Origin of the sequence: Pseudomonas sp. ACM7 (genome assembly GCF_004136015.1) — a bacterium.
Taxonomy (GTDB): domain Bacteria; phylum Pseudomonadota; class Gammaproteobacteria; order Pseudomonadales; family Pseudomonadaceae; genus Aquipseudomonas; species Aquipseudomonas frigoris.
The window spans coordinates 5,281,505-5,305,868 of sequence record NZ_CP024866.1 but is presented as its reverse complement, the minus strand read 5'-3'; the positions used below and the strand labels follow the sequence as shown (position 1 = coordinate 5,305,868).

General features: G+C 60.4%; 26 protein-coding genes and 2 pseudogenes. 14 read left to right on the top strand and 14 right to left on the bottom strand.

The window, feature by feature from the left end; all coding sequences use genetic code 11:
• From CUN63_RS25265 to CUN63_RS25255, 4 genes are all read right to left on the bottom strand, one after another.
• On the bottom strand, positions 1-214 hold a 214-nt coding region (locus CUN63_RS25265), incomplete at its 3' end, for a transposase domain-containing protein (protein ID WP_178082690.1).
• Positions 215-332: 118 nt separating this feature from the next.
• Positions 333-494: a hypothetical protein gene (locus CUN63_RS31760; protein WP_165353281.1), complete on the bottom strand. Its 162-nt coding sequence runs from the start codon at positions 492-494 to the stop codon at positions 333-335.
• Positions 495-554: 60 nt separating this feature from the next.
• Positions 555-866, bottom strand: coding sequence for an AzlD domain-containing protein (locus CUN63_RS25260; RefSeq protein WP_165353329.1), 312 nt, complete (start codon positions 864-866; stop codon positions 555-557).
• Positions 866-1,564: an AzlC family ABC transporter permease gene (locus CUN63_RS25255; RefSeq protein ID WP_129443464.1), complete on the bottom strand. Its 699-nt coding sequence runs from the start codon at positions 1,562-1,564 to the stop codon at positions 866-868. The genes CUN63_RS25260 and CUN63_RS25255 overlap by 1 nt, the downstream gene beginning before the upstream one ends.
• A gap of 417 nt (positions 1,565-1,981) precedes the next feature.
• On the opposite strand from CUN63_RS25255, the gene dapA reads away from it, so the two are divergent.
• From dapA to CUN63_RS25240, 3 genes are read left to right on the top strand one after another with little or no spacing between them, the layout of a single operon-like run.
• The gene (dapA, locus tag CUN63_RS25250) at positions 1,982-2,857 is read left to right on the top strand and encodes a 4-hydroxy-tetrahydrodipicolinate synthase (RefSeq protein WP_129443462.1); all 876 of its coding nucleotides are present in this window, start codon (positions 1,982-1,984) and stop codon (positions 2,855-2,857) included.
• 60 nt (positions 2,858-2,917) lie between these two features.
• Positions 2,918-3,292, top strand: coding sequence for a DUF2784 domain-containing protein (locus tag CUN63_RS25245; protein WP_129443460.1), 375 nt, complete (start codon positions 2,918-2,920; stop codon positions 3,290-3,292).
• Positions 3,293-3,344: 52 nt separating this feature from the next.
• Positions 3,345-4,262 carry a LysR family transcriptional regulator gene (locus tag CUN63_RS25240; RefSeq protein ID WP_129443458.1) on the top strand — a complete coding sequence of 306 codons (918 nt, stop codon included), beginning with the start codon at positions 3,345-3,347 and terminating at the stop codon, positions 4,260-4,262.
• Positions 4,263-4,264: 2 nt separating this feature from the next.
• Here CUN63_RS25240 and CUN63_RS25235 read toward each other — a convergent pair whose 3' ends face one another.
• Together CUN63_RS25235 and CUN63_RS25230 are read right to left on the bottom strand one after the other, a co-directional pair.
• On the bottom strand, positions 4,265-5,842 hold the full coding sequence (locus tag CUN63_RS25235) for a sensor domain-containing diguanylate cyclase (RefSeq protein ID WP_129443456.1): 1,578 nt from the start codon (positions 5,840-5,842) through the stop codon (positions 4,265-4,267).
• Between the two features lie 216 nt (positions 5,843-6,058).
• Positions 6,059-6,583 carry a DUF3087 domain-containing protein gene (locus tag CUN63_RS25230; RefSeq protein ID WP_129443454.1) on the bottom strand — a complete coding sequence of 175 codons (525 nt, stop codon included), beginning with the start codon at positions 6,581-6,583 and terminating at the stop codon, positions 6,059-6,061.
• Between the two features lie 211 nt (positions 6,584-6,794).
• On the opposite strand from CUN63_RS25230, the gene ppnN reads away from it, so the two are divergent.
• Both ppnN and CUN63_RS25220 read left to right on the top strand, forming a co-directional pair.
• The gene (gene ppnN, locus CUN63_RS25225; RefSeq protein ID WP_129443452.1) at positions 6,795-8,168 is read left to right on the top strand and encodes a nucleotide 5'-monophosphate nucleosidase PpnN; all 1,374 of its coding nucleotides are present in this window, start codon (positions 6,795-6,797) and stop codon (positions 8,166-8,168) included.
• An 85-nt stretch (positions 8,169-8,253) separates the two neighbouring features.
• Complete coding sequence (locus tag CUN63_RS25220; RefSeq protein ID WP_129443445.1) at positions 8,254-8,694, top strand: NUDIX hydrolase; 441 nt, start codon at positions 8,254-8,256, stop codon at positions 8,692-8,694.
• A 94-nt stretch (positions 8,695-8,788) separates the two neighbouring features.
• Here CUN63_RS25220 and CUN63_RS25215 read toward each other — a convergent pair.
• Positions 8,789-9,385: pseudogene (locus CUN63_RS25215) on the bottom strand (alpha/beta fold hydrolase); the annotation flags it as partial.
• 305 nt (positions 9,386-9,690) lie between these two features.
• On the opposite strand from CUN63_RS25215, the gene CUN63_RS25205 reads away from it, so the two are divergent.
• The gene (locus tag CUN63_RS25205) at positions 9,691-10,425 is read left to right on the top strand and encodes an ABC transporter substrate-binding protein (protein WP_129443443.1); all 735 of its coding nucleotides are present in this window, start codon (positions 9,691-9,693) and stop codon (positions 10,423-10,425) included.
• A gap of 107 nt (positions 10,426-10,532) precedes the next feature.
• Complete coding sequence (locus CUN63_RS25200) at positions 10,533-10,757, top strand: hypothetical protein (protein ID WP_129443441.1); 225 nt, start codon at positions 10,533-10,535, stop codon at positions 10,755-10,757.
• A gap of 228 nt (positions 10,758-10,985) precedes the next feature.
• Here the strand turns inward: CUN63_RS25200 and CUN63_RS25195 are convergent, their stop codons facing one another.
• The 6 genes and pseudogenes from CUN63_RS25195 to CUN63_RS25175 all read right to left on the bottom strand — a co-directional run bounded on the left by CUN63_RS25195 (position 10,986) and on the right by CUN63_RS25175 (position 16,367).
• Positions 10,986-12,425 carry an FAD/NAD(P)-binding protein gene (locus tag CUN63_RS25195; RefSeq protein WP_129443439.1) on the bottom strand — a complete coding sequence of 480 codons (1,440 nt, stop codon included), beginning with the start codon at positions 12,423-12,425 and terminating at the stop codon, positions 10,986-10,988.
• A 23-nt stretch (positions 12,426-12,448) separates the two neighbouring features.
• A pseudogene (locus CUN63_RS32795) lies at positions 12,449-12,535 on the bottom strand (ABC transporter ATP-binding protein); the annotation flags it as partial.
• Between the two features lie 56 nt (positions 12,536-12,591).
• Complete coding sequence (locus CUN63_RS25190) at positions 12,592-13,998, bottom strand: LLM class flavin-dependent oxidoreductase (RefSeq protein ID WP_129443437.1); 1,407 nt, start codon at positions 13,996-13,998, stop codon at positions 12,592-12,594.
• Positions 13,998-14,435: an acyl-CoA dehydrogenase gene (locus CUN63_RS25185; RefSeq protein ID WP_129443435.1), complete on the bottom strand. Its 438-nt coding sequence runs from the start codon at positions 14,433-14,435 to the stop codon at positions 13,998-14,000. Before CUN63_RS25185 ends, CUN63_RS25190 begins: the two co-directional genes overlap by 1 nt.
• Positions 14,436-14,445: 10 nt before the next feature.
• Positions 14,446-15,648 (bottom strand): SfnB family sulfur acquisition oxidoreductase, encoded by a 1,203-nt coding sequence (locus CUN63_RS25180; RefSeq protein WP_129443433.1) that lies wholly within the window; start codon positions 15,646-15,648, stop codon positions 14,446-14,448.
• Between the two features lie 155 nt (positions 15,649-15,803).
• Positions 15,804-16,367 carry a helix-turn-helix domain-containing protein gene (locus CUN63_RS25175; RefSeq protein ID WP_129443431.1) on the bottom strand — a complete coding sequence of 188 codons (564 nt, stop codon included), beginning with the start codon at positions 16,365-16,367 and terminating at the stop codon, positions 15,804-15,806.
• Here CUN63_RS25175 and CUN63_RS25170 point away from each other — a divergent pair.
• The 7 genes from CUN63_RS25170 (at position 16,362) to CUN63_RS25140 (ending at position 23,720) form a co-directional block, all read left to right on the top strand.
• A complete protein-coding gene (locus CUN63_RS25170) occupies positions 16,362-17,387 on the top strand; it encodes a DMT family transporter (RefSeq protein ID WP_129443429.1) in 1,026 nt (341 codons plus the stop codon). The genes CUN63_RS25175 and CUN63_RS25170 overlap by 6 nt on opposite strands.
• A 272-nt stretch (positions 17,388-17,659) precedes the next feature.
• Entirely contained in the window at positions 17,660-20,578 is a 2,919-nt protein-coding gene (locus CUN63_RS25165; protein ID WP_129443427.1) for a monovalent cation/H+ antiporter subunit A, read from the top strand.
• On the top strand, positions 20,578-20,922 hold the full coding sequence (locus CUN63_RS25160) for a Na+/H+ antiporter subunit C (RefSeq protein ID WP_007986256.1): 345 nt from the start codon (positions 20,578-20,580) through the stop codon (positions 20,920-20,922). Before CUN63_RS25165 ends, CUN63_RS25160 begins: the two co-directional genes overlap by 1 nt.
• Entirely contained in the window at positions 20,919-22,601 is a 1,683-nt protein-coding gene (locus tag CUN63_RS25155; protein WP_129443425.1) for a monovalent cation/H+ antiporter subunit D, read from the top strand. The genes CUN63_RS25160 and CUN63_RS25155 overlap by 4 nt, the downstream gene beginning before the upstream one ends.
• Positions 22,598-23,086 (top strand): Na+/H+ antiporter subunit E, encoded by a 489-nt coding sequence (locus CUN63_RS25150; RefSeq protein ID WP_129443423.1) that lies wholly within the window; start codon positions 22,598-22,600, stop codon positions 23,084-23,086. The genes CUN63_RS25155 and CUN63_RS25150 overlap by 4 nt, the downstream gene beginning before the upstream one ends.
• On the top strand, positions 23,083-23,361 hold the full coding sequence (locus tag CUN63_RS25145; protein WP_129443421.1) for a K+/H+ antiporter subunit F: 279 nt from the start codon (positions 23,083-23,085) through the stop codon (positions 23,359-23,361). The genes CUN63_RS25150 and CUN63_RS25145 overlap by 4 nt, the downstream gene beginning before the upstream one ends.
• Positions 23,358-23,720 (top strand): Na+/H+ antiporter subunit G, encoded by a 363-nt coding sequence (locus tag CUN63_RS25140; protein WP_033057651.1) that lies wholly within the window; start codon positions 23,358-23,360, stop codon positions 23,718-23,720. The genes CUN63_RS25145 and CUN63_RS25140 overlap by 4 nt, the downstream gene beginning before the upstream one ends.
• Positions 23,721-23,832: 112 nt before the next feature.
• Here the strand turns inward: CUN63_RS25140 and CUN63_RS25135 are convergent, their stop codons facing one another.
• A complete protein-coding gene (locus tag CUN63_RS25135; protein ID WP_129443419.1) occupies positions 23,833-24,270 on the bottom strand; it encodes a DUF3995 domain-containing protein in 438 nt (145 codons plus the stop codon).
• Between the last annotated feature and the right edge of the window lie 94 nt (positions 24,271-24,364).

The following is a 24,364-nucleotide window of genomic DNA, read 5'->3' as shown; positions in this document are numbered from 1 at the left end:
CGACTATTGGCTCACCTCTGAAAAGTGCCATCCCGACTACCAGCCAAAGGACTACGTCCGAAGGCAAGCGCCGACGTCGGATCGTGGCTTTATCCGCCAGAGCGGCCGCCGCGGTAATCCAATCATGAGGAATATGATCGGTGAACACCTCAAGGCGAGAGAGCGGTTGCTCAGCAAAATCCAAAACCGCGCTTAAATCCTGAGCAACAGACATAAAAAATCCGGAATCCTTATCAGATTCCGGATTTTCCTGCTGCCTGAGGATTAGTCAACAATCCTTAAGTGAACAGCATTGCGCTTGATAGCGGGGCTTTTTTGTATGTGCAGATCGGTCAAGGCTTCAGCGGACGTTCCTGGTCGCGGTCTGACAGTTCTTTACCGTCGTCGGGGTGCTTCCAGTCCGGCGTCGAACGCCTCTGCCGCTCGATTTCCTCTTCCGTGGGTTCGTCATCCACATCTTCATCCGGGTCTGGACGCTTTGGATCATTAGCCATGCTCACCTCTCTTCCTGTAGGGGGCCCCTTTAAGCGTAGAACAGTTTCGACGGGAACGACTTAGAGCCACCAACGCAGCAAAAAGAAGAACCCCATGCTCAACAACATGCTGAGCAAGGTATTGCGGGTGTAAAGCACCAGCCCCACCGCCACCAGCGAACTGATCAGGTACGGGTTGTCCCACTGCAGATTCAGCTGCTTGTCCGGCATGAACACGATCGGCCCACAGATCGCCGTCAACATGCCCGGCACCGCAAACCCCAGGAACTGCCGCGCATTACTGCTCAAGCGCACGGGCAGCCGCGGCTCCAGAAACACATAGCGGTTGAGGAACACCAATAGCCCCATGCCAAAAATAACCGCCCAGACCATCATGTGCGTCCACCGTAGAATTTGTTGCAGATAAAGCCTGCGGTCATGCCCGCCAACCCCGACAGTACTAGCGCCGAGCCCCATTGCCAGTAGCTGAACAGCACCGAGCAGAACAGCGACACCGCCACACACACCACGGTCGGCACGTTCCGCACCACGGGGGTGATCAGGGCGATAAAAGTCGCCGCGATGGAGAAGTCCAGTCCCAGATGTTCCAGCCCCGGAATGCTGCTGCCCAGTACGATACCGGCCAGGGTGAAGAGGTTCCAGGCGATGTAAAACGTCAGGCCGACACCCAACGCGTACCAGCGGTTGAACTGTTGTTTGTCATGCGCACTGGTCAGGGCGAACAGCTCATCGGTGAGCAAAAAGCCCAACCCCACACGCCAGCGACCCGGCAACGGCGAAATCACCGAACGCAGGCTCATCCCGTAAAGCAAATGCTGGGAGGTCAGCAGCAGCGTCGTCAGCAAAATCGAAAAGATCCCGGCACCGCCCTTGAGCATGCCGATCGCCACCAGTTGCGCCGCCCCGGCAAACACGATGCTCGACAACCCCTGGCCTTGCAGGGGCGTGAGATTGGCCTCGATGGCCATGGAGCCGGCCAGCAGTCCCCAGGGCGCGGTGGCCAGGGACAACGGCATGATCGCCGCAGCGCCGCGAAGAAAGGCACTGCGCGGCATGAGTGAATTGGACATAACGCTCTACAACCAGGGAAAGACTTCAGACTGTGCCAGCAGTCATGGCCGAAGGCTTGAACAATCTTGCGCACTTGGTCCGCGGCCAGGCACAACGGCAGAATGCGTGCGGAGCTCGCTGATTTTCGCGATTGACAAAAATCGCGCCGGCTTTTAAAACTGAGCGCCTCATTCAGGGTGTAAGCAAGTATGTCCGCAACCTTCAACCTCAACACTGTCGTCATTGGCTTGAATGCCAAGGCGCAAGGTTGCGTTGCGCACGCCCTCAAATCGAAGAAACAGTCGCTCATGTGACCGGGGCGCGCTGTCCCGTCAGATGAGCTGACAGGACATTGAGCGCGACGGACACCCTCCCTTGCTTACTGCCTTCTACGCTTCTGACGGTGACGAAATCGGTCAACCTTCAGGAGTAAGTGCATGTCATCGTTTCAAGGTATCTGGGTCCCTCTCGTTACACCGTTTCGCAACGGTGCGATCGATTTCGTCGGCTTGCGCCGGTTGGTCAATCATCTGCTGGAAAAAGGTGTCGATGGCGTTGTGGTCTGCGGCACCACGGCGGAAGCGGCGGCACTGAGCAAACACGAGCAACTGGCGGTGCTCGATGCGGTGCTGGCGCAGGTGCCGGCGGAACGGGTGGTCATGGGCCTGGCCGGCAACAATATGACCGAGCTGCTGCAATTTCAGAGCGAAATCCTGAAACGTCCACTGGCCGGTTTGCTGGTACCGCCGCCGTATTACATCCGCCCTTCCCAGGCGGGCCTCGAAGCGTTTTTCAAAGCCGTCGCCGATGCCTCCAGCGTTCCGCTCATTCTTTACGACATCCCTTACCGCACCGGCGTGGCGTTCGAGCAGGCAACCCTGCTCAACATCGTCGCCCATGAGCGAATCGTCGCGATCAAGGATTGCGGCGGCAATCAGTCCAACACCCTGGCACTGCTAGGCAGTGGCAAGGTCGACGTGCTGTGCGGCGAAGATAACCAGATCTTCAGCGCCTTGTGCCTGGGCGCCAAAGGCGCCATTGCCGCTTCGGCGCATGTTCATCCGGAGCTGTTCGTGGCGTTATATCAACAGATCCGCGACAACCGGTTAGCGACTGGTCGAGCGACATTCTTCCAACTGTTGCCGCTGATTCACAGCCTGTTCATCGAGCCCAATCCCGCCCCGGTGAAAACCGCCCTGTCCCTTGAAGGCTTGATCGACGACGAACTGCGCGCGCCGATGCAACGCAGCAGCGTAGCCATGGCGGTGCGTCTGAAGGAAGTACTGGCGGCGTTGAACAGCAACAATCGATAGAGCGCCAGCAACCAGCCCGAGTACCATGGAGCCATTCGCATAACGCGTCATGGAGTCGACATGCTTTACCGAATCGCCGCCGACGGGCTGGTCCTGTTTCATCTGTTGTTCATTCTGTTCGTGCTGTTCGGCGGGCTGCTGGTGCTCAAATGGCGCCCCCTGATCTGGTGGCACCTGCCCGCGGCGGTGTGGGGTGTGTCGGTGGAAGTCTTCCACCTGACCTGCCCGCTGACGCAGTGGGAAAACCTCATGCGCGACGCGGCCGGGCAAACCGGTTATAGCGGCGGTTTCATCGAACACTACGTGTGGCCGGTCATTTACCCGGCGGGCCTGACACCGGCGATTCAGCTGGGACTGGGCAGCGTGGTGCTGGCGATCAACGTGGTGGTCTACCTTCGGTTGATCAGGCTGTGGCAGCGCCCAACGGGCGCGTAGGAGCTGCCGCAGACTGCGATCTTTTGATCTTGTTCGTTCAAGGACTCTGCCCATGTTGTCGATTGAAGATCTCACGCTGCTCGAAGCCATCCGGGAAACCGGAAGCCTGTCCCGGGCCGCGGCCCACTTGGGCAAGGCGCCCTCGACGGTGTCCTACGCCGCGCGACAACTGGAGGAACGCTTTGACGCCTTGCTGTTCGACCGTCGTCGCTACCGCTTGCAACTGACCCCGGCGGGTGAGTTGCTGGTGAACGAGGCGGCGCGACTGATGCAAGACGTCTCGCGGCTGACCCAGCGGGTGCAGCAAGTGGCCAATGGCTGGGAGAGCCGGCTATGGATCGTCACCGATGAGTTGCTCGAATTCGAAGCGTTGATCCCGGTGATTCACGAGTTCGATGCGCTGGAATCCGGCGTGCCGTTGCGCATCACTCAGGAAGTCCTCAAAGGTGTTTGGGAAGCCCTGCGTGAAGGCCGCGCGGACCTGATCATCGGCGCCACCAACGAGCCACTGGCGATCCCCTCCTTGCGCTGGATGCAACTGGGGGAAATGGAATGGGTGTTCGCGGTGTCACCCAGGCACCCGCTGGCCAGGGCCCAGGAGCCGATTTCACGCGCCATGGTTGCGCAGCATCGGGCGATTGTCGTGGCCGATTCGTCCAGGGTTACCGAGGGCAGCACTTACGGCGTCTCCGGCGGCCAACCGGTGCTCGCTGTGCCGACCATGCGCGCCAAGATCCTCGCCCAGTGCGACGGGTTGGGCGTGGGTTGGTTACCGAAGCATCGGGTCGGCTCGTTGCTGAAAAACGGCACGCTGGTTGAAAAACAGATGGCCGACCCGCGTGAGCCGAATATCTTGTATGCCGGCTGGCGTGGCGATCACGACGGCCGCGCCTTGGGCTGGTGGCTGGAAAAACTCAAGCAATCGTACCTGTCAACCAAACTGGTTCAGGGCAGTGACCGGTTTGTTTGAATTCAGTTGGCAATGACGCTCATGTTCCGGCCGCTGGCCTTGGCCACGTAAAGCGCCTTGTCGGCGGCCCCCACCAGGTCGCTGGGCTGGGCTTGTGACGCCGGATCGTAAGCGGCGACCCCCAGGCTGACCGTCACCGTGCCTTCAGCCCCTTCACTGTGTCGGATGCCGGCCTGCTGAACCGCGCGGCGGATTTTTTCCGCCACCAGAAACGCCCCCACGTAGTCGGTGCCGGGTAGTACCACCGCAAATTCTTCGCCACCATAGCGGGCAGACAGGTCACCGGGGCGCTTGATGTTGTCCCGGATGATCGTGCTGATGTTGCGCAAACACTCATCGCCGGCCACATGGCCGTAAAGATCATTGAAGCTCTTGAAGTGATCGACATCGATCATCAGCAGCGCGAGGTGGGTCTGGTTGCGCCTGGCGCGGCCCATTTCGGCGAGGATGAACAGATCGAACTGACGCCGGTTGGACAGTCCGGTCAGCGCGTCCTCCAGCGCCAGCAACTCAAGACTGCGGTTGACCTCGATCAGTTTTTCCTGCGTATCCAGCAATACGCCCTGCACATGGTTCTGCTGCCTCATGAGGCGAATGAGGCGATAACCGAGGACGCCCAGAAACCCCAGGAATAACGAGACGATCCCGGCACTCAGCAGTACCTCCTCACGCCAGGCGGCCAGGACTTCATCTTTGTTCAGCGCCGCAAAGATGATCAGCGGATAACCGTCGACCCTGCGAAATCCGACCACACGCTCGACGCCATCCACATAGGACGGGACCATTGCCGTGCCTGAATTGCCCTTGGGCAACAGTTGCGTAAACAACGGTCCCTTGGCGACGCTGATGCCGATTTCAGCTTCTTTGAACGGCCGGCGGACGACGATGGTGGCGTCGTCGGCGATCAGGTTGATCACGCCGTTATGACCCATGTCGATGCTGTCGTAGAGCCCGAGGAAATGGCTGAGATAAATCGTTGCCAACGCCACGCCGGCAAAACGGCCATCCGGATGATTGACGCGGCGGGACACCGTCATGATCCATTCACCGCTCGAACGACTCTTGATCGAGGGGCCGATGTGGGGACCGCGGTCGGGATGATTGCGATGGAAGATAAAATACTCACGATCGGCGTTGTTGGCATCCGGCACGACGGCGCCATTGGAATTGGCAATCCAGCGCCCTTCTTCATCATAGATAAACAAGCCATGGAGCTGGCTCAACTCACTGCGCTGGGCCTTGAGTAAACGCTCCAGCCGGGGCATCCGGGCCTGGTCGATGCCGTCGTTTTCGAGGCGATCCACCAGGGTCAACAGCAGCGTATCGGCTTGCTTGATCGACGCCTGTGCTTGCGAGGCCAGGGTCTGCGCAAGGTTGGACATCGCCACTTCCTTGTCATGCAGATGGTACTGGCGCGAGTTCCAGGCTTCCCAAATCACGATAGCCGTCATGGACAGGCACACCGCGACCAGCAGAATCACCGCAGAGCGAACCTTGAGAGTTGCCCCGGCTTGCTCGGCGACCCAAGGCACGCCATGGCGCGATTGTTCAATTCGATTGTTGACGGACGGATGACCCATGACGCTCCCTGAATGCTGATCACACGGCGAATCTTCCCGTTCGCCCTTTTTATGACCCATGACGGGTATAAGCCGCCTGGTGGCAGGCGACTATGCCTCATCAAACACCGGATAGGTGATTTGCGCGAGAACTATTCTCACCACCGGCTCGCCAGGAATACTGTTCTTCCACGTCCTCAGCCAATACTGCGGATTTCGCCTACACCACAGTTTTTACTACGAGGCCTGCTTCACGGCCTCTATCCAGGCAGGATTCAATTGCGTCTGATCAGTCTCGATGCCCAGCGCTTCCATCCGCGCCTTGTGCTGATCCATCTCGCGGGTCAACTGGCTGTGATCACTGGAGTTGCCGTCCAACTCGTGCATCTGGCTCAACCCCAGATGGTAGAAACGCAGCAGCTTCATGGCCGTCGGATCCTCCTTCTCCACCGCCGCCGTCACCTGATGCATGACGTTAGTGATGCTCATCAGGCTGCGCTTGAGCTGCCAGCCGTAAACCGCCGGGGCCATCCATGGCTGGGTCCAGAACGTGCCGCGCATCAGCGCTGCCATCAGCAGCACCGACACAAACACGCCGCCGACGTTAAATCGCAGATTGTCGCCACCGGGTTCGCCGAACAACACCACCGCCGTGGTGGACAACACCATCGCCAGGGCCAGGAAAATCAAGGCTATGATTATCGTGCTGCGTCGCGTCTGGCTTCGATAGCGCTCGGGGTTCTGCGGCTGGATTTCGAACATCGCGACGGGGTTCCTTGAGGGCATGGGTAAAAAGGCTGCGGGGCATTATCGCCTCTGCAGGGGATTTAGCTATGCTGAGGCTCCTTTTCATCTTTTCATCGTCAAACGGGGAAATGGCGATACAGCGCAGTTCGTGCCATCTTCTTTCATGGATACATACTATTCGGATGCCATTTGACTGTATGAATGGCATCGTTTTAAGGATCATTGAATGACCCAACGACAAGTAATCAACGCCTCGGTCAGCCCAAAAGGCAGCCTGGAAACCCTTTCTCAACGTGAAGTACAGCAACTGAGCGAAGCCGGATCCGGCAGCACCTACACCTTATTCCGCCAGTGCGCCCTGGCCATCCTCAATACCGGCGCCCATGTCGATAACGCAAAAACCATCCTCGAGGCCTACAAGGACTTCGAAATCCGCATTCACCAGCAGGACCGTGGCGTACGCCTGGAACTGCTGAACGCCCCGGCCGACGCCTTCGTTGATGGCGAAATGATCGCCAGCACCCGGGAAATGCTCTTCAGCGCCCTGCGCGACATCGTCTACACCGAAAACGAACTCGACGCCCAGCGCATCGACCTGAGCACCTCCCAGGGCATCAGCGACTACGTGTTCCACCTGCTGCGCAACGCCCGCACCCTGCGCCCCGGCGTCGAGCCGAAGATCGTGGTGTGCTGGGGCGGCCACTCGATCAATACTGAAGAATACAAATACACCAAGAAAGTCGGCCACGAACTGGGCCTGCGCAGCCTCGACATCTGCACCGGTTGCGGTCCTGGCGTGATGAAAGGCCCGATGAAAGGCGCGACCATCGCCCACGCCAAACAGCGCATCCACGGCGGCCGCTACCTCGGTTTGACCGAGCCGGGCATCATCGCTGCCGAAGCGCCGAACCCGATCGTCAACGAACTGGTGATCCTGCCGGACATCGAAAAACGTCTGGAAGCCTTCGTCCGCGTCGGCCACGGCATCATCATTTTCCCGGGCGGCGCCGGCACCGCCGAAGAGTTCCTGTACCTGCTCGGTATCCTGATGCACCCGGACAACGCTGGCCTGCCCTTCCCCGTGGTCCTCACCGGACCGAAACATGCCGCGCCGTATCTGGAGCAACTGGATGCGTTCGTCGGCGCCACCTTGGGTGACGCTGCCAAGCAACATTACGAAATCATCATCGACGACCCGGCTGAAGTCGCGCGTCAAATGACTCAAGGTCTAAAGGCAGTCAAACAGTTCCGCCGCGAGCGCAATGACGCGTTCCATTTCAACTGGCTGCTGAAGATCGACGAAGGCTTCCAGCGTCCGTTCGATCCAACCCACGAAAACATGGCCAACCTGAAACTGAGCCGCAACCTGCCGGCCCACGAACTGGCCGCCAACCTGCGCCGCGCGTTCTCCGGCATCGTCGCCGGCAACGTCAAGGACAAGGGCATCCGCCTGATCGAAGAGCACGGGCCTTACCAGATCCGTGGCGATGCGGCGGTAATGCAACCGCTGGATCAACTGCTCAAGGCCTTCGTCGCCCAGCACCGGATGAAACTGCCGGGCGGCGCGGCGTATGTGCCGTGTTATCAAGTGGTTGCGTAACAAAGCTAATAAAGATCGTTCCCACGCTCCCGCGTGGGAACGATCAGCAACTTGAGCTGTAACGTCTATGGAAAGAGAATTTTTGATGCGCCAACGTAACGCTGCACGACTCCTTGTGATCAATCCCGCCCGTCAGGTCTTGCTGTTTCGCTTCCAGCACAAGGGCGATGCTTTGGACGGACGCGACTATTGGGCTACGCCGGGCGGCGGTCTTGAGGAAGGTGAAACCTTTGAAGCCGCCGCCATACGCGAACTGCATGAAGAGACCGGACTGCATGTCGACACAGTGGACACTAGCGTGGCAGAGCGCAGCTTTTCGATGATGTTGCCCAGCGGCGAAACCGTCTTGTCCGTGGAACGCTACTTCATCGTCCGAGCTGACGGTGAACGGCTGACGCGTGATGGCTGGACTGCCGATGAAACCCGGGTGATGACTGAACACAAATGGTGGTCAGTCGCTGAGCTGAAAGATACCGCTGAAACAGTCTGGCCAGAAAACCTGATCCAAATGATGGAGCAGGCCTGACCAGTGCCTGACGAATAACAAAAATGTAATAAAGATCGTTCCCACGCTCCCGCGTGGGAACGATCAGCGAGCACACTATTCGCGGCACTAATGCTCAGAGGTGATCCGCGTCGATCACTGCCTTGGCAAAGGCCTGCGGATCTTCCTGCGGCAAGTTGTGGCCGATGCCGCCATTGATGAGTCGGTACTCATATTTGCCGGTGAAGCGCTTGGCATAATCTTCGTCAGCCGGATGTGGCGCCCCGTTGGCGTCACCTTCCATGGTAATGGTCGGCACCGTAATGACCGGCGCCTTGGCCAGCCGCTGCTCCAGCGCTTCATATTGAGGTTCGCCCTGAATCATGCCCAACCGCCAGCGATAGTTGAAGATCGTAATAGCCACATGATCGGGGTTGTCCAGGGCCACCGCGCTGCGATCGAAAGTCGCGTCGTCGAAGGTCCATTTCGGGGAGGCCAGCTCCCAGATCAACTTGGCGAAGTCGTGGCGGTTTTTTTCGTAACCGGCCTGGCCGCGTTCGGTAGCGAAGTAGAACTGGTACCACCATTGCAGCTCGGCCTTGGGCGGCAACGGATTCTTGCCTGCGGCCTGATTGCCGATGAGGTAGCCGCTCACCGAGACCAGCGCCTCCACCCGCTCCGGCCAGAGCGCCGAAACGATGTCCGCCGAGCGCGCGCCCCAGTCGTAGCCGCCCGACCGTGTGGCCTCGGTCAGCCTGAGCAATGCGGTACGCGGTGGTGTGGTTGTCGCGGAAAACCGCGCCGAGTTCGGCTCGAAATATCAGCGGTATTGATCGCGATCTACATCAAGACAGAGAACGAAGGTGGGAGCGAGCTTACCCCCACATTTGAATGTGTTCCGTCAGACAAAACCCATCTGCATCTCCCCATGCAGAAGCCCCTAAGTCCTGAGATCTGACGCAATAGTCCGATAATTCCTCGGGACATATGCAGCACACCCGTACTAAGATTTGCGCTTCACTTCATCAAGGACGATTCATGAAGCGCATTGCCGGTTGCCTGTTGTCTTTCCTGACCTTTACGGCGCTTGCGGCTGATCTGAACCTGCTCACCGACAACCATCCGCCCTTGCATTTTCAGCAGGGTAACCAACTGGTGGGGTTTGGCGTGGATGTGGTGAAGGCGCTGGCCGACAGTGCCGGCGACCAGGTGCATTTCCAACAAGTCCCCCTGCTGCGCGCCTTGCTCATCGCCACGACCGAGCCCGCTACCGGGGTGTTTACCGTGTTGCGCACTGCCGAGCGCGATGGCCAGTACCAGTGGGTCGGCCCGTTGATGGACGTGGAAACGGCGCTCTATTCCGCCAATGGCACCCAGCAACCGGTGCGCAATTTGCAAGACGCCGGCAACCTGGGCCGCATCGCCGTCCCGCGCAAATGGCTGGTCTACAGCTACTTGCAAAAACAAGGTTTGAACAATCTATACGGCGTGGAAACCCCCGAGCAAATGATGCGTCTGGCGCGCCTGGGCCGCACCGAGTATGTGGTGGCCGACACCCTTTCCGCCGCCACAATGGCCCGTGAAGAAGGGTTGCCGCCCGACCAGTTGCATTACCAGATGCCGCTGATGAAGCAAGGCACCTACATCGCGTTTTCCCCGCAAACCGATGCGCGCCAGGTCGCGCGCTGGCAACAGGCGCTGGACGAGATGAACCACGATGGGCGCCTGGAACAACTCAAGCAGCGCTGGCTCAGCGACAACACACCCCGCTGACAACGGATCAACGCTCTCGATAACAACTATGCGTCAGGGTTTTTTTTCATCGCGATGCTCCAGCACTACAGTGGCCACATCTTCTCCCCACGCTCTGGAGCACTATCATGAAAAGCATTATCGGTCTTGGTTTCGCCCTTTCGGTTCTTGGCGCTACCTCCGCCATCGCCGCCCCTCACGCCACCTCACAGGTCGTTGCAGCGGCCAAAGTCAGCCAACCGGCCACACTGAACGTGAACACCGTCGGCGTTGATCACAAAGACAACCAGGCGAGCACACTCTACGTCGCTGAAAACCGCCCTGAGTTCGGTTCGAAGTATCAGCGTTATTGATCAACGGCGTTGCGCGGCTTTAAACAACAAACCCCGGGTAGATCCGATCTACCCGGGGTTTCTTCGTAATAGCTGATCACCAAAATCCGTAGCAGCTGCCGAGCCTGCGAGGCTGCGTTCGAGCGCGCAGCGGTCGTAAAACCTGAGTGCACGGTCTGGCTGAAAAACGCATTACCTGATTCTGCGACCGCTGCGCGCTCGAACGCAGCCTCGCAGGCTCGGCAGCTGCTACAGGGGCGGCGTTGTTGTCAGGCGAGCGGCGAGTGCCTTGGCCTGGCTCGCCACGTCAGTCACCGCCGTGCTTTCCCACCACATGCCGCGCAACGGTGGGCCCATGGCGAACAGACGACTGGCGACGTGTGCATCGGCATCCAGCACCGCGCCATCGACTGCCGCTGCAATCCCCAGCGCCAACGGCCCCGGCCGGACAAGTCCGCGCGCCAGCAGTTGCTGTGGCAGCGGTCGGGCGACCCGTCGCCAGTCATATTCGATGCCGCTGGAGTTGATCAATGCCGCGCCGCTGACAATGGTAGTTTCTGCTTCACCACGACGCCGAATGCGGATGCTCACTGCTCCGTGCGCTGAAGGCTCCAGCCCTTTGAACGACGCCGCCTGAATCCGCAATCGGCCTTCCTTGTGCAGCCGCGCCACCAGTTCGGCACTCAACGGCGGCGAGCGGTGGTGATGACTTTCCCACCACGGCCGCACATGCCGCACGAACTGCCGACGCTGCACGTCCGTCGCCTGATTCCACAAGCGGCCAATGTGCGCCCGTACGGTGTCGAGCGGCGCCTGCCAGTCGATGCCTTGAGCGATGGCGTCCCGGCAATGCCGACGCAGTTCGCGCACCAGCTGTCGCGGTGTGCGAATGCTCTGATCCTCGGCAAGAAAATCTGCCCAGGCCGGCGGCTGACGACGTACATGAGGCAGCAAGCCATGCCGGGAAAACACTTCAATCGGCCCGCGATGCCCGGCCTGTTCCAGCGACACCACGGCGTCGACCATGGTCAGGCCCGAACCGATGATCAGCACGGTCGACTGCGGATCTAATTGCTGCATGGCCGCGACGTCCCACGGATCAAGCGCAGCGGCGTTCAAGCCGCTGGACTCGGTCTGTGGCGTGCGTGCAGCGGGAAACATCCCGGTCGCCAGTACGGCATAGGCGCCCTGCAAGCGTTGCCCGTCACTCAAGGTCAGCCGCACCGAATCGTCCGTCGTTTGCAGGTCAATCACCTCGGCCCGCACATGCTCGACCGTTGAACCGTTCAACACCCCCACCGCTTGCGCTTCCGCCAGGCGCTGCTGCACGTACAGGCCGAAAATCCCCCGCGGCGGGAACAACTCGCTGACCGGCACATGTTGCTCGTCAGACTCCGGCCAGCCGCCGGCCGCGATGTAATCGGTCAGCCATTGGGTCAGGTCGTCGGCGTTGTCCGGGTCGACGCTCATCCGCGCCGCATTGCCGTTGAGCGTGTGGCCCAACTCGACCGCGCTGTACGCCTCGCCCCGTCCCAGTTCGGCGCGGGGTTCGATCACCAGCACCTGGCGTTTGCCCGGCAGGCGCAGCAACTGCGCCGCCAGCATTGCGCCGCTGAGGCCGCCGCCGACGATCAGGATGTCCGCGTGGCGAATGGCGTCGGTGGCCTGTCCGCTTTGGGTTTCAGTCATGGCGTTCTCACTGATCAATGTTTCATCTCGAAAATCTCCTGGACGATAATAGGCGCCAAACCCATGGAAGGTTCATCAAGCAGTACCAAAGTAGGACAGAGAAATACCGCTGACTTGCAGGATGGAATCGGATAGCCGGGCAGGCGCAGGTTGCGCGTGGGAACGATCATGAATAGGACGCGACTTTCTTCTCCTGCTGCCGCAACGCCGCCAGGTCTCGATAACCCGCGCCCGGATGAATCTCCGGCAATCGCGGCCCTTCACCGAACAACTTCTCGCGCAAGGTCCCCGGCGCGTATTCGGTTTTGTAGACCCCACGCTTCTGCAACTCCGGCACCAGCAATTCCACAGCGTCGATGAAGGTTTCGTGGGTCAATGCATAGGCCAGGTTAAAGCCGTCCACATCGGTCTCCTCGACCCACTCCTGCAGCAAATCGGCGACGGTCTCGGGACTGCCGACAAACAACGGACCAAAACCGCCTATGCCCACCCAGTCAGCCAGTTCATTCGGGGTCCAGACCTTGTTCGGGTCCGCCGTGGAAAACGCTTCCACCGCCGATTGAATGGCGTTTGTATGCACATGTTTGAGCGGCTCATCGGGTTTGAACTGGCTGAAATCGATCCCGGTCCAGCCAGAGATCAACGCCATCGCCCCTTCGTAACTGACCCAGGTTTTGTATTCCTCGAACTTGGCTTTGGCCTTGGCGTCGGTCTCGCCGAGGATCACGGTTTGCAGGTTGAAGATCAGAATCTTCGACGGATCGCGCCCGGCTTCGGCAGCACGACGGCGGATGTCGGCGACGGTTTTCTTCAGCAGCACTTTCGACGGTGCAGCAACGAACACACACTCGGCATGCTCGGCGGCAAACTGCTTGCCGCGACTGGATGCGCCAGCCTGATAGAGAACCGGCGTGCGTTGCGGCGAGGGTTCGCAAAGATGAATGCCCGGCACCTGGAAGTGCTTACCGACGTGCTGGATTTCGTGGATTTTGCTCGGGTCGCTGAAGATCCGCCGCTCGCGATCCCGCAGAATCGCACCCTCTTCCCAACTGCCTTCCCACAGTTTGTAGCAAACCTCCAAATACTCTTCGGCGAAGTCGTAACGAGCGTCGTGTTCGGTCTGGTTTTTCTGGCCGAGGTTCTTCGCACCGCTTTCCAGATAAGAGGTGACGATGTTCCAGCCGGCGCGGCCCTTGGTCAGGTGATCGAGCGTCGACAGGCGTCGGGCGAACGGATACGGGTGTTCGAAGGACAGCGAGGCGGTCAGGCCGAAACCCAAATGCTCGGTGACCAGCGCCATCGGCGGAATCAATTGCAGTGGGTCGTTGACCGGCACCTGCGCCGCCTGACGGATCGCCGCGTCACCATTGCCGTTGTAGACGTCGTAGATACCCAGCACATCGGCGATGAACAAACCGTCGAACTTGCCGCGTTCGAGGATTTTCGCCAGATCGGTCCAGTACTCCAGATCCTTGTATTGCCAGGAACGATCTCGCGGATGCGCCCACAGGCCGGGCGACTGATGGCCGACGCAGTTCATGTCAAAGGCGTTGAGGCGGATTTCACGGGCCATCAAACCGCACTCCGAAAGCTTGGGGGATGGATGCCGTTGAGGCGGAAGTTACCGATGAGGTGGAGTTTCCGGTGCAATGGGTCATGCAACGATCCGGGCAACAGGGTGCGTTGGCCGGTGAGTTCGAATTCAGCGTTGCTGACGGCATTTAGCGCGTCGGCGCTGGCCAGGTGCGACTCGGCGATGGCGACGCTGATTTCCGTGTCGTCATCAACGCTGTTCAGAAAGTCTTCGGCGCGTTCGAGCAGCGCGGCGGCGACTTCAATGCGGATGTGCAAGTCACCAAAACGGCTGATGACGTAAGGGTCATCCGTGGTTTGGGTCTGCTGCCGGACGAAACGCAACGTCGCATCAAGCAAGCTGCGAGCGTTGTGCAAATCCTGCTGACTTTTGGCCAGGGGCTGCCCGGCAACAATCGGTTGAGTCAAAGCGTTCATGGTGGGCTCCTCAGTTCCAGGCGTGGCGCGCAGGCTTCACGCCGTTGAGCAGGTAGTTGCCGATCAGGTGATATTTCCAGCGTGCCGGATCGTGCAGGGTGTGCGTCCGGGCGTTGCGCCAGTGGCGGTCGAGGTTGTACTTGCCGAGCACAGAGCGAGTACCGGCCAGTTCGAAGAGTTTGCTGCTGGCAAGCAAGGCGATCTCGGCGGACAGCACTTTCGCCTGGGCAACCACCACCGAAGCACGGGCCACCGTGTCTTCATTGGGGTTGAGCAGTGCGTGGTCGATTGCGCGGCCGGCCTTTTTGAGGATCGCTTCGGTGCCGTGGATCCGCCATTCGAGGTCGCCGATCGCAGCGATACTGAACGGGTCCTGCCAGCCGTGATCCTGTCCGCTGTCGATCCAGGGTCGGGCTTCGCGGGCGTAGCGTTTGGTTTCTTCCAGGGCGCCGACGGCAATGCCGGTGTCCACGGCGGCCTGGATGACTTGTGAAATCGGACCGTCGGCGGTGGGTTCGTCGAACGCTTTGTGAGCAGGGATGACCGCGCTGAGCGGGACTTTCACCGCATTCAGGGTGACGCCACCGCTGGCCGTGGTGCGCTGGCCGAAACCGTCCCAGCTGTCGATAACGGTCAAGCCGGGATTGTCACGCTCGATGAACGCGATGAAGGCTTTGTTCTCTTCATTGACCGCCACCGCTGGCACGATGTGCGCGAACAAGGCGCCGGTGCAGTAGAACTTTTCGCCATCGATTTGCGCGGTGTCTTTATCGAAGCGGATACGGGTTTCAAAGGCACCGACATTTTTGCTTTTGGATTCGGAGAAGGCGTTGCCGAAACGGTAGCCCCGCAGGACTTTGCCAAAGTAGTAACGCTTCTGCTCTTCGGTGGCAGTTTGCAGCAGGATGTCGAGCACCCCGAGATGGTTTTGCGGGATCTGGCCGAGGGATGAGTCGGCGGCGGAAATGATCTTGATCACTTCGGCGACGGTCACGTAGGACACGCCGGCGCCGCCGTATTCCTTGGGAACGGTGATGCCCCAGAGGCCGCTGGCGGAAAACTCGTCGAGCTCGGCGACTGGCAGGCGTCGCTCGCGGTCGCGGACACTGGCCTCGATGGCGAAGCGTGCGGCGAGCTTATGGGCGACGGCAATCGCCTCGGCGTCCGAGCGGATCACATGGGCGGTGCGAAGGGGTTGGGCAGAGGCTGTCATGGGCCGACTCCGGGATCTGGTGAATGCACCAGAGCTTTTGCAGGAGTCGTGCCTGAAAATAAATCACTTTATTTTCAATATGTTAAATAATTATCCGAGAAAGGCTCGCAGCTTTAAAACAGCAAAGTGTCTATCCAGTGTTGATCCGCAAACAGTTAGATCACCACATTTCGCACAAACCGCGCCGCCACATCCCCTTCATTGCGATAGGCGTGGGGCTGGTTGCTGGCGAACATGTAGAACTCGCCGGCAGCGATCTCATGCGGTGTATCGCCCAGCATCAGCGTCAGGCAGCCTTCGAACACATAGATCTGCTCACTCCAGCCCTCGGCGTCCGGTTGCGACGGATAAATCTCCCCTGGTTGCAGGCACCACTCCCATTGTTCCACCTCACGGGTGGCGGTGGCTTTGGAGAGTAAAACGGCTTTGCTGCCAGGAATCGTCCCGGCCCAGGCCACTTCGTTGATGCGACTCGGATCGCGTGCATCCGGGGCCTGGATCAGGTCGCTGAATGCGACGTTCAGCGCTTCGGCCACGCGGTCGAGGGTGGTCAGGCTGACGTTCTTCTCGCCGGCCTCGATGGCTACCAACATCCGGCGGCTGACCCCGGATTTTTCCGCCAGCGTCGCCTGGCTCATGTCGGCGGCGTGGCGCAAGCGCCGAACGTTCTGGCTGACGTGCTGAAGGACCGAAGTCCGTTGCGTGGAATCTTTGTGCACTATATTGCTCACTTAGTGGGGTTGGGCAGTATACTGCGCAACATTCGGCGCATTGTGCGTCCCCCTCAGGTAGCGCGCAAGGTCATGACGTCGGTGAATACCCCTCACACTTCCTCCCGTTTCTCGCGGTTCAGCAAGGCCGAGTGCGTGCTGGTGCTGATCACCATGGTCTGGGGCGGCACCTTCTTGCTGGTGCAACATGCGATGACCGTCAGCGGGCCGATGTTCTTCGTCGGTCTGCGCTTTGCCGCGGCGGCGATCATTGTTGCGCTGTTTTCCTGGCGTCATCTGCGGGAGCTGACGCTGTTCGAACTCAAGGCTGGGGCCTTTATCGGCGTGGCGATCATGCTTGGCTATGGATTGCAGACCGTCGGGTTACAGAGCATTCCCAGCAGTCAGTCGGCGTTTATTACCGCGTTGTACGTGCCCTTCGTGCCGTTGCTGCAATGGCTGGTGCTGGGGCGGCGTCCGGGGCTGATGCCGAGCATCGGGATCATGTTGGCGTTTACCGGGTTGATGTTGCTGTCGGGACCGGCCGGCGCTTCATTCAATTTCAGCCCGGGTGAAATCGCCACGTTGATCAGCGCCGTGGCGATTGCGGCGGAGATCATTCTGATCAGCACGTATGCCGGCCAGGTCGATGTGCGGCGGGTGACGGTGGTGCAATTGGCGGTCACCTCGGTACTGGCGTTTTTGATGGTGGTGCCGACTCAGGAAAGGATTCCGGACTTCTCCTGGCTGCTGTTATGCAGCGCGTTGGGCTTGGGCGCGGCCAGTGCGGCGATTCAAGTGGCGATGAACTGGGCGCAAAAGAGCGTTTCGCCGACCCGGGCGACGTTGATTTATGCGGGTGAGCCGGTGTGGGCCGGGATTGTCGGGCGGATCGCGGGGGAGCGGTTGCCGGCGATTGCGTTGGTTGGGGCGGGGTTGATTGTGGCGGCGGTGATTGTCAGTGAGTTGAAGACCAAGGGTAAGGCTGCTGCGTCTGAGGAAGAGTTGGGGCGGGAAACGCAGGGTTAAGCCGCACTATCTGTGGCGCCTGATAGATAGCCTTCGCGAGCAAGCCCGCTCCCACATGGGTTCTGTGTTGTACCGCAATGGTGTGAACACAACTGGACCCTGTGGGAGCGGGCTTGCTCGCGAAGGGGCCAGACCTGCTGAAAACAGACCTTTGAAACAATGCGAATCAGGTTTTTTCCGCCTACCTTGTAGGATTCTGCGACAGCTTGGCGTTTGGCGATCCGGGAACTGGCACGTATGATGCTTCACAAACTTCCGCAGATTAGAAGCCTATGTCCCTGATAGTTCTACTGCTTCTGCCTTTTATCGGCAGCTGTCTGGCAGCGTTGCTGCCGCACAACGCGCGAAACACCGAATCTTTGTTGGCTGGCCTGGTTGCCTTGATTGGCACCTTTCAGGTCGCCCTCTTGTACCCGCAAATCGCCGATGGCGGCGTGATCCGCGAAGAATTTTTCTGGTTGCCCAGCCTTGGCCTGAACTTCGTCCTGCGCATGGACGGGTTCGCCTGGCTATTCTCGATGCTGGTGCTGGGCATCGGCACGCTGGTTTCGTTGTACGCCCGCTACTACATGTCGCCGGACGATCCGGTGCCGCGGTTCTTCGCATTTTTCCTGGCGTTCATGGGCGCCATGCTCGGGCTGGTGATCTCCGGAAATCTGATCCAGATCGTGTTTTTCTGGGAGCTGACCAGCCTCTTTTCATTCCTGTTGATCGGCTACTGGCACCACCGCGCCGATGCGCGACGCGGTGCTTATATGGCGCTGATGGTCACCGGCGCAGGCGGTTTGTGTTTGCTGGCGGGGGTCATGCTGCTCGGCCATGTGGTCGGCAGCTATGACCTGGACAAGGTCCTGGCCGCCGGCGATCTGATTCGCGCACACGCCCTCTACCCTATTCTGCTACCCCTGATCCTGATCGGCGCCCTGAGCAAAAGCGCGCAATTCCCCTTCCACTTCTGGCTGCCCCACGCCATGGCGGCGCCGACACCGGTCTCGGCCTATCTGCACTCGGCGACCATGGTCAAGGCCGGGGTGTTTCTGCTTGCACGGCTTTGGCCGTCGCTGTCCGGCAGTGAAGAATGGTTCTACATCGTCAGCGGCGCCGGTGCCTGCACCCTGTTGCTCGGTGCGTATTGCGCGATGTTCCAGAACGACCTCAAAGGTTTGCTGGCCTACTCGACCATCAGCCACCTGGGCCTGATCACCCTGCTGCTGGGCCTGAACAGTCCGCTGGCCGCTGTGGCTGCGGTGTTTCACATCCTCAACCACGCCACGTTCAAGGCCTCGCTGTTCATGGCCGCCGGGATCATCGACCACGAAAGCGGTACCCGGGACATTCGCAAGCTCAGCGGCCTGATCAAGCTGATCCCGTTCACCGCCACCCTGGCCATGGTCGCCAGTGCTTCCATGGCCGGTGTGCCGCTGCTCAACGGCTTCCTCTCCAAAGAGATGTTCTTCGCCGAAACCGTGTTCATCAACGCCACGGCCTGGATCGAGATGACGCTGCCCATCGTCGCGACCATTGCAGGTACCTTCAGCGTCGCCTACTCGCTGCGCTTTACCGTCGACGTGTTCTTCGGCCCGACCGCCACCGATTTGCCGCACACCCCACACGAGCCGCCCCGCTGGATGCGCGCGCCGGTGGAGTTGCTGGTGTTCGCCTGCCTGGTCGTGGGGATTTTCCCGGCGCAGGTGGTCGGCCCGTTGCTGGCCGCGGCTGCCCTGCCGGTGGTGGGCGGCACCTTGCCTGAATACAGCCTGGCGATCTGGCACGGCTGGAACGCGCCAATGATCATGAGCCTGATCGCCATGTCCTGCGGCATCGTGCTTTACCTGCTGTTGCGCAATCAGCTCAAACACGGGCGTTTCAAGTACCCGCCGATCATTGGCCGATTCAACGGCAAGCGCCTGTTCGAACGCAGCCTGGTGATCATGATGCGCCTGGCCCGTCGTCTCGAGCGGCGGATCAGCACCAAGCGCCTGCAAACCCAATTGTTCCTGGTGGTGCTCGCGGCAGTCCTGGCCGGAGTGATCCCGATGCTCCACAGCAGCCTGAGCTGGGGCGACCGGCCGAAGATTCCGGGTTCGATCGTGTTCGTGATCCTTTGGCTGCTGGCGATTGCCTGCGCCCTCGGCGCAGCCTGGCAGGCCAAGTATCACCGGCTCGCGGCCCTGACCATGGTCAGCGTCTGTGGTCTGATGACGTGCGTGACCTTTGTCTGGTTCTCGGCGCCGGACCTGGCGCTGACGCAATTGGCCGTGGAAGTGGTGACCACGGTGTTGATCCTCCTCGGGCTGCGCTGGCTACCTCGACGGATCGAAGAGGTGTCGCCGTTGCCGAGCAGCCTGCGCAAGGCACGCATCCGCCGTATCCGCGACTTGCTGTTGTCGACCGTGGTGGGTGGCGGCATGGCGTTGCTGGCTTACGCGATGCTGACGCGCCAGACCCCGAACGACATTTCTTCGTTCTACCTCAGCCGCGCCCAGCCCGAAGGCGGTGGCAGCAACGTGGTCAACGTGATGCTGGTGGACTTCCGCGGCTTCGACACCCTCGGTGAAATCACCGTACTGGTGGCCGTGGCCCTGACGGTGTTTGCCCTGCTGCGACGCTTCCGCCCGCCAAAAGAAAGCCTGCAGTTGCCGGCCCAGCAGCGTCTGCTGGCACCGGACGTGGTGACCGATTTGGTCAATCCGCGTCACGCCAGCGATACCGCGCTCGGCTTCATGATGGTGCCGGCGGTGCTGGTGCGACTGCTGTTGCCGATCGCATTTGTGGTGTCGGTCTACCTGTTCATGCGCGGCCACAATCAGCCAGGCGGCGGTTTTGTCGCAGGTCTGGTGATGTCGGTGGCGTTCATCCTGCAATACATGGTCGCCGGCACCCAGTGGGTCGAAGCGCAAATGAGCCTGCGACCGCTGCGCTGGATGGGCACCGGTCTGTTGTTCGCCACGGTCACCGGACTTGGGGCAATGGCGGTCGGTTATCCGTTCCTGACCACCCACACCTGGCATTTCGAACTGCCGGTGTTCGGTGACATTCACATCGCCAGTGCGCTGTTCTTCGACATTGGCGTGTACGCCGTGGTGGTCGGTTCGACCCTGTTGATCCTCACCGCCCTCGCTCACCAATCGGTACGGGGTCACAAGACCGCTGCCCTGCCCAGATCTGTCGCCACGCAAGGAGCCGTCTGATGGAAGAAGTCATCGCAATCGCCATCGGCGTGTTGGCCGCGTCTGGCGTCTGGCTGATCCTGCGGCCACGGACGTTTCAGGTGGTGATGGGCCTGTGCCTGCTGTCCTACGGCGTCAATCTGTTCATCTTCAGCATGGGCAGCCTGTTTATCGGCAAGGAGCCGATCATCAAGGACGGCGTGCCGCAGGACCTGTTGCACTACACCGACCCGCTGCCGCAAGCGCTGGTGCTGACCGCCATCGTGATCAGCTTCGCCATGACCGCGTTGTTTCTGGTGGTGCTACTGGCTTCCCGGGGCCTGACCGGTACCGACCATGTGGATGGCCGGGAGCCTAAAGAATGAATCTGATGCCGCACCTGATCGCTGCACCGATTCTGCTGCCGCTGCTGACCGCCGCCGTGATGCTGATGCTGGGCGAGAAACACCGTCCGCTGAAGGCCAAGATCAACCTGTTTTCCAGCCTGGTGGGGTTGGGCATTGCCGTGCTGTTATTGCAATGGACTCAGGAAACGGGCGTCCCCGGCTCCATCGGCGTGTACCTGCCGGGCAACTGGCAGGTGCCGTTCGGTCTCGTGCTGGTGGTCGATCGACTGTCGGCGCTGATGCTGGTGCTGACCGGGATCATAGGCGTCAGCGCCCTGCTGTTCGCCATGGCCCGTTGGGACGGCGCCGGTTCGAGCTTCCACGCGCTGTTCCAGATTCAGATGATGGGCCTGTACGGCGCGTTCCTGACGGCGGACCTGTTCAACCTGTTTGTGTTTTTTGAAGTGCTGCTCGCGGCCTCCTACGGCCTGATGCTCCACGGTTCGGGTCGGGCGCGGGTGTCATCGGGGCTGCATTACATCTCGATCAACCTGCTGGCCTCGTCACTGTTTTTGATCGGCGCGGCGCTGATCTACGGCGTCACCGGCACCCTGAACATGGCCGACCTGGCGCTGAAAATTCCGCTGGTGCCGGAAGCCGATCGCGGCCTGCTGCATGCCGGCGCGGGGATTCTGGCCGTGGCGTTCCTGGCGAAGGCCGGGATGTGGCCGCTGAACTTCTGGCTGGTGCCGGCGTATTCCGCGGCGAGCGCGCCGGTGGCAGCGATGTTCGCGATCATGACCAAGGTCGGCGTCTACACCTTGCTGCGTTTGTGGACCCTGCTGTTCTCCGGCCAGGCCGGGGCGTCGGCGTACTTTGGCGGCGACTGGCTGATCTACGGCGGCATGGCGACTATCGTCTGCGCGGCGGTAGCGATCCTGGCCGCACAACGACTGGAGCGCCTGGCCAGCCTGAGCATTCTGGTGTCGGCCGGGATTCTGCTGTCGGCCATCGGTTTCGCCCAGCCCAACCTGATCGGCGCGGCACTGTTCTATCTGGTCAGCTCGACCCTGGCGTTGAGCGCGTTGTTCCTGTTGGCCGAGTTGATCGAGCGCTCGCGCTCGGCCAATGAAATGCCGTTGTTCGATGACGGCGATCTGCCGCGACCGATGGAATCCTTGCAGCCGCCCAAAGGCATCAACCTCGATGACGAACAGAAAGCCGTGGTCGGCCAGGTGATTCCCTGGACCAAGGCGTTCCTCGGGTTGAGCTTCATTGCCTGCTCGCTGCTGATCATCGGCATGCCGCCGCTCTCGGGATTCATTGGCAAACTCGGCTTGCTCAGCGCCCTGCTCAGTCCGTTGGGCCTGGGCAATGGCAGCGATGAGCCGGTTTCGAACGCGGCGTGGGGCTTGCTGGCGTTGCTGATTCTCTCTGGTCTGGCGTCGTTGATTGCCTTCTCGCGTTTGGGCATCCAGCGGTTCTGGACACCCGAGGAGCGGCCGTCGCCGTTGCTGCGACGTTTCGAATGCGTGCCAATCATTGCGCTGCTGGGCTTGAGCATTACGCTGACCTTCAAGGCTGAACCGCTGCTGCGCTACACCCAGGCGGCCGCCCAAGCTTTGAACAACCCGCAGCAATACGTGATGGCGGTACTCGGCACCCGTGCGGTTCCGAGCCCGGAAGCCAAAGCCGCGATCGCGGAGGCCAAACCATGAAGCGACTGTTTCCTGCTCCCTGGTTGTCGCTGGCACTGTGGTTGTTGTGGCTGGTGCTGAACCTGTCGATGAGTCCCGGCAATCTGCTGCTGGGCGCGGTGCTGGGGTTCTGCGCGCCGCTGATGATGCGCAAGCTGCGGCCACTGCCGATCCGCATTCGTCGGCCGGGCGTGATGGTGCGTTTGTTCTTTCTTGTCGGTCGCGATGTGGTGGTGTCCAACCTCGCCGTGGCCTGGGGCGTGCTCAACAGCGGTCGCCGTCCACCGCGTTCGCGCTTCATCAAGGTGCCAATGGACTTGCGTGACGCCAACGGCCTGGCCGCGTTGTCGATGATCTGCACGGTAATTCCCGGCACCGTGTGGTCGGAACTGGCGCTGGACCGCAGCATTTTATTGCTGCACGTCTTCGATCTGGATGACGAAGCGCTGTTCATCCAGCACTTCAAGGCGACCTACGAGCGCCCCTTGATGGAGATCTTCGAATGAGCGCCTTGCTGTCGGACGCGATCCTGCTGAGCCTGTTCATCTTTTCCCTGGCGATGATTCTGACGCTGATCCGGCTGTTCAAGGGGCCGTCGGCCCAGGACCGGGTTCTGGCGCTGGATTACCTGTACATCATCGCGATGCTGATGATGCTGGCGCTGGGCATTCGTTATGCCAGTGACACTTACTTCGAGGCAGCGCTGCTGATTGCGCTGTTCGGTTTCGTCGGCTCGTTTGCCCTGGCGAAATTCCTGCTGCGTGGCGAGGTGATCGAATGAGCGCTGAACTGTCTCTGTGGGTTGAAATTCCGGTGGCGATCCTGCTGGTGCTCAGTAGTCTGTTTGCGCTGATCGGTGCCATTGGCCTCGTGCGGATGAAGGACTACTTCCAGCGCATGCACCCGCCGGCGCTGGCGTCGACATTGGGCGCCTGGTGCGTGGCGCTGGCCTCGATCATTTATTTTTCGGCACTCAAGTCCGGGCCGGTGCTGCATGCCTGGCTGATTCCGATTCTGTTGTCGATTACGGTGCCGGTGACCACGCTGTTGCTGGCGCGGGCGGCGCTGTTTCGCAAGCGCATGGCGGGGGATGATGTGCCGGCTGAGGTGAGCAGTCGGCGCACGGAGAGTGGGAGTTAGACGCCAAAAGATCGCAGCCTCGTTTCACTCGACAGCTCCTACAGGGGAATGCAAAACCCATGTAGGAGCTGTCGAGTGAAACGAGGCTGCGATCTTTTGATCTTGCCTTGCCTCAGATCCAGGCGACTGCCAACAACCCCGCCCCCAGCACCACACACAACGGCGAATACGCCCAGGTGTCGAGCCGGGCAAATTTCGAATCCTTCACCTGCTTGAAGAACCCAATCAAATTCGAATCGCCGATCGCCCGGGCGAACATCAGCATTGCAATCGCGCTGATCACCCATTGCAACGACGAGTGATGCACCGTCGGCAAATACAGGCCGACCCGCAAGCACACCAGCATCGCAATCAGCAGCAGCCCGACCGCCACCAGCAACGTGGCAAAGCCTGAAGGCTTGAAGGCCGGCCTGGATTCCCCACCGCCCTCTGCGGATATTCGCGGGACCGCCGCCTCGCTACCCAACGTGCCACCTGCCGCCCAGTACAGGTGGATCAGGCTGATCAACAGGAAGATGGCAGCCATCCATTGCGCGATCAATAGGCTCATGTTCGGACTTCCAGCGTGAAATGTCGCAGCAGAATGAACTTCCTTGAACGATTTTGTAAGGGTATTCGTCATTGGCGATGATAAAGTGCCGCCC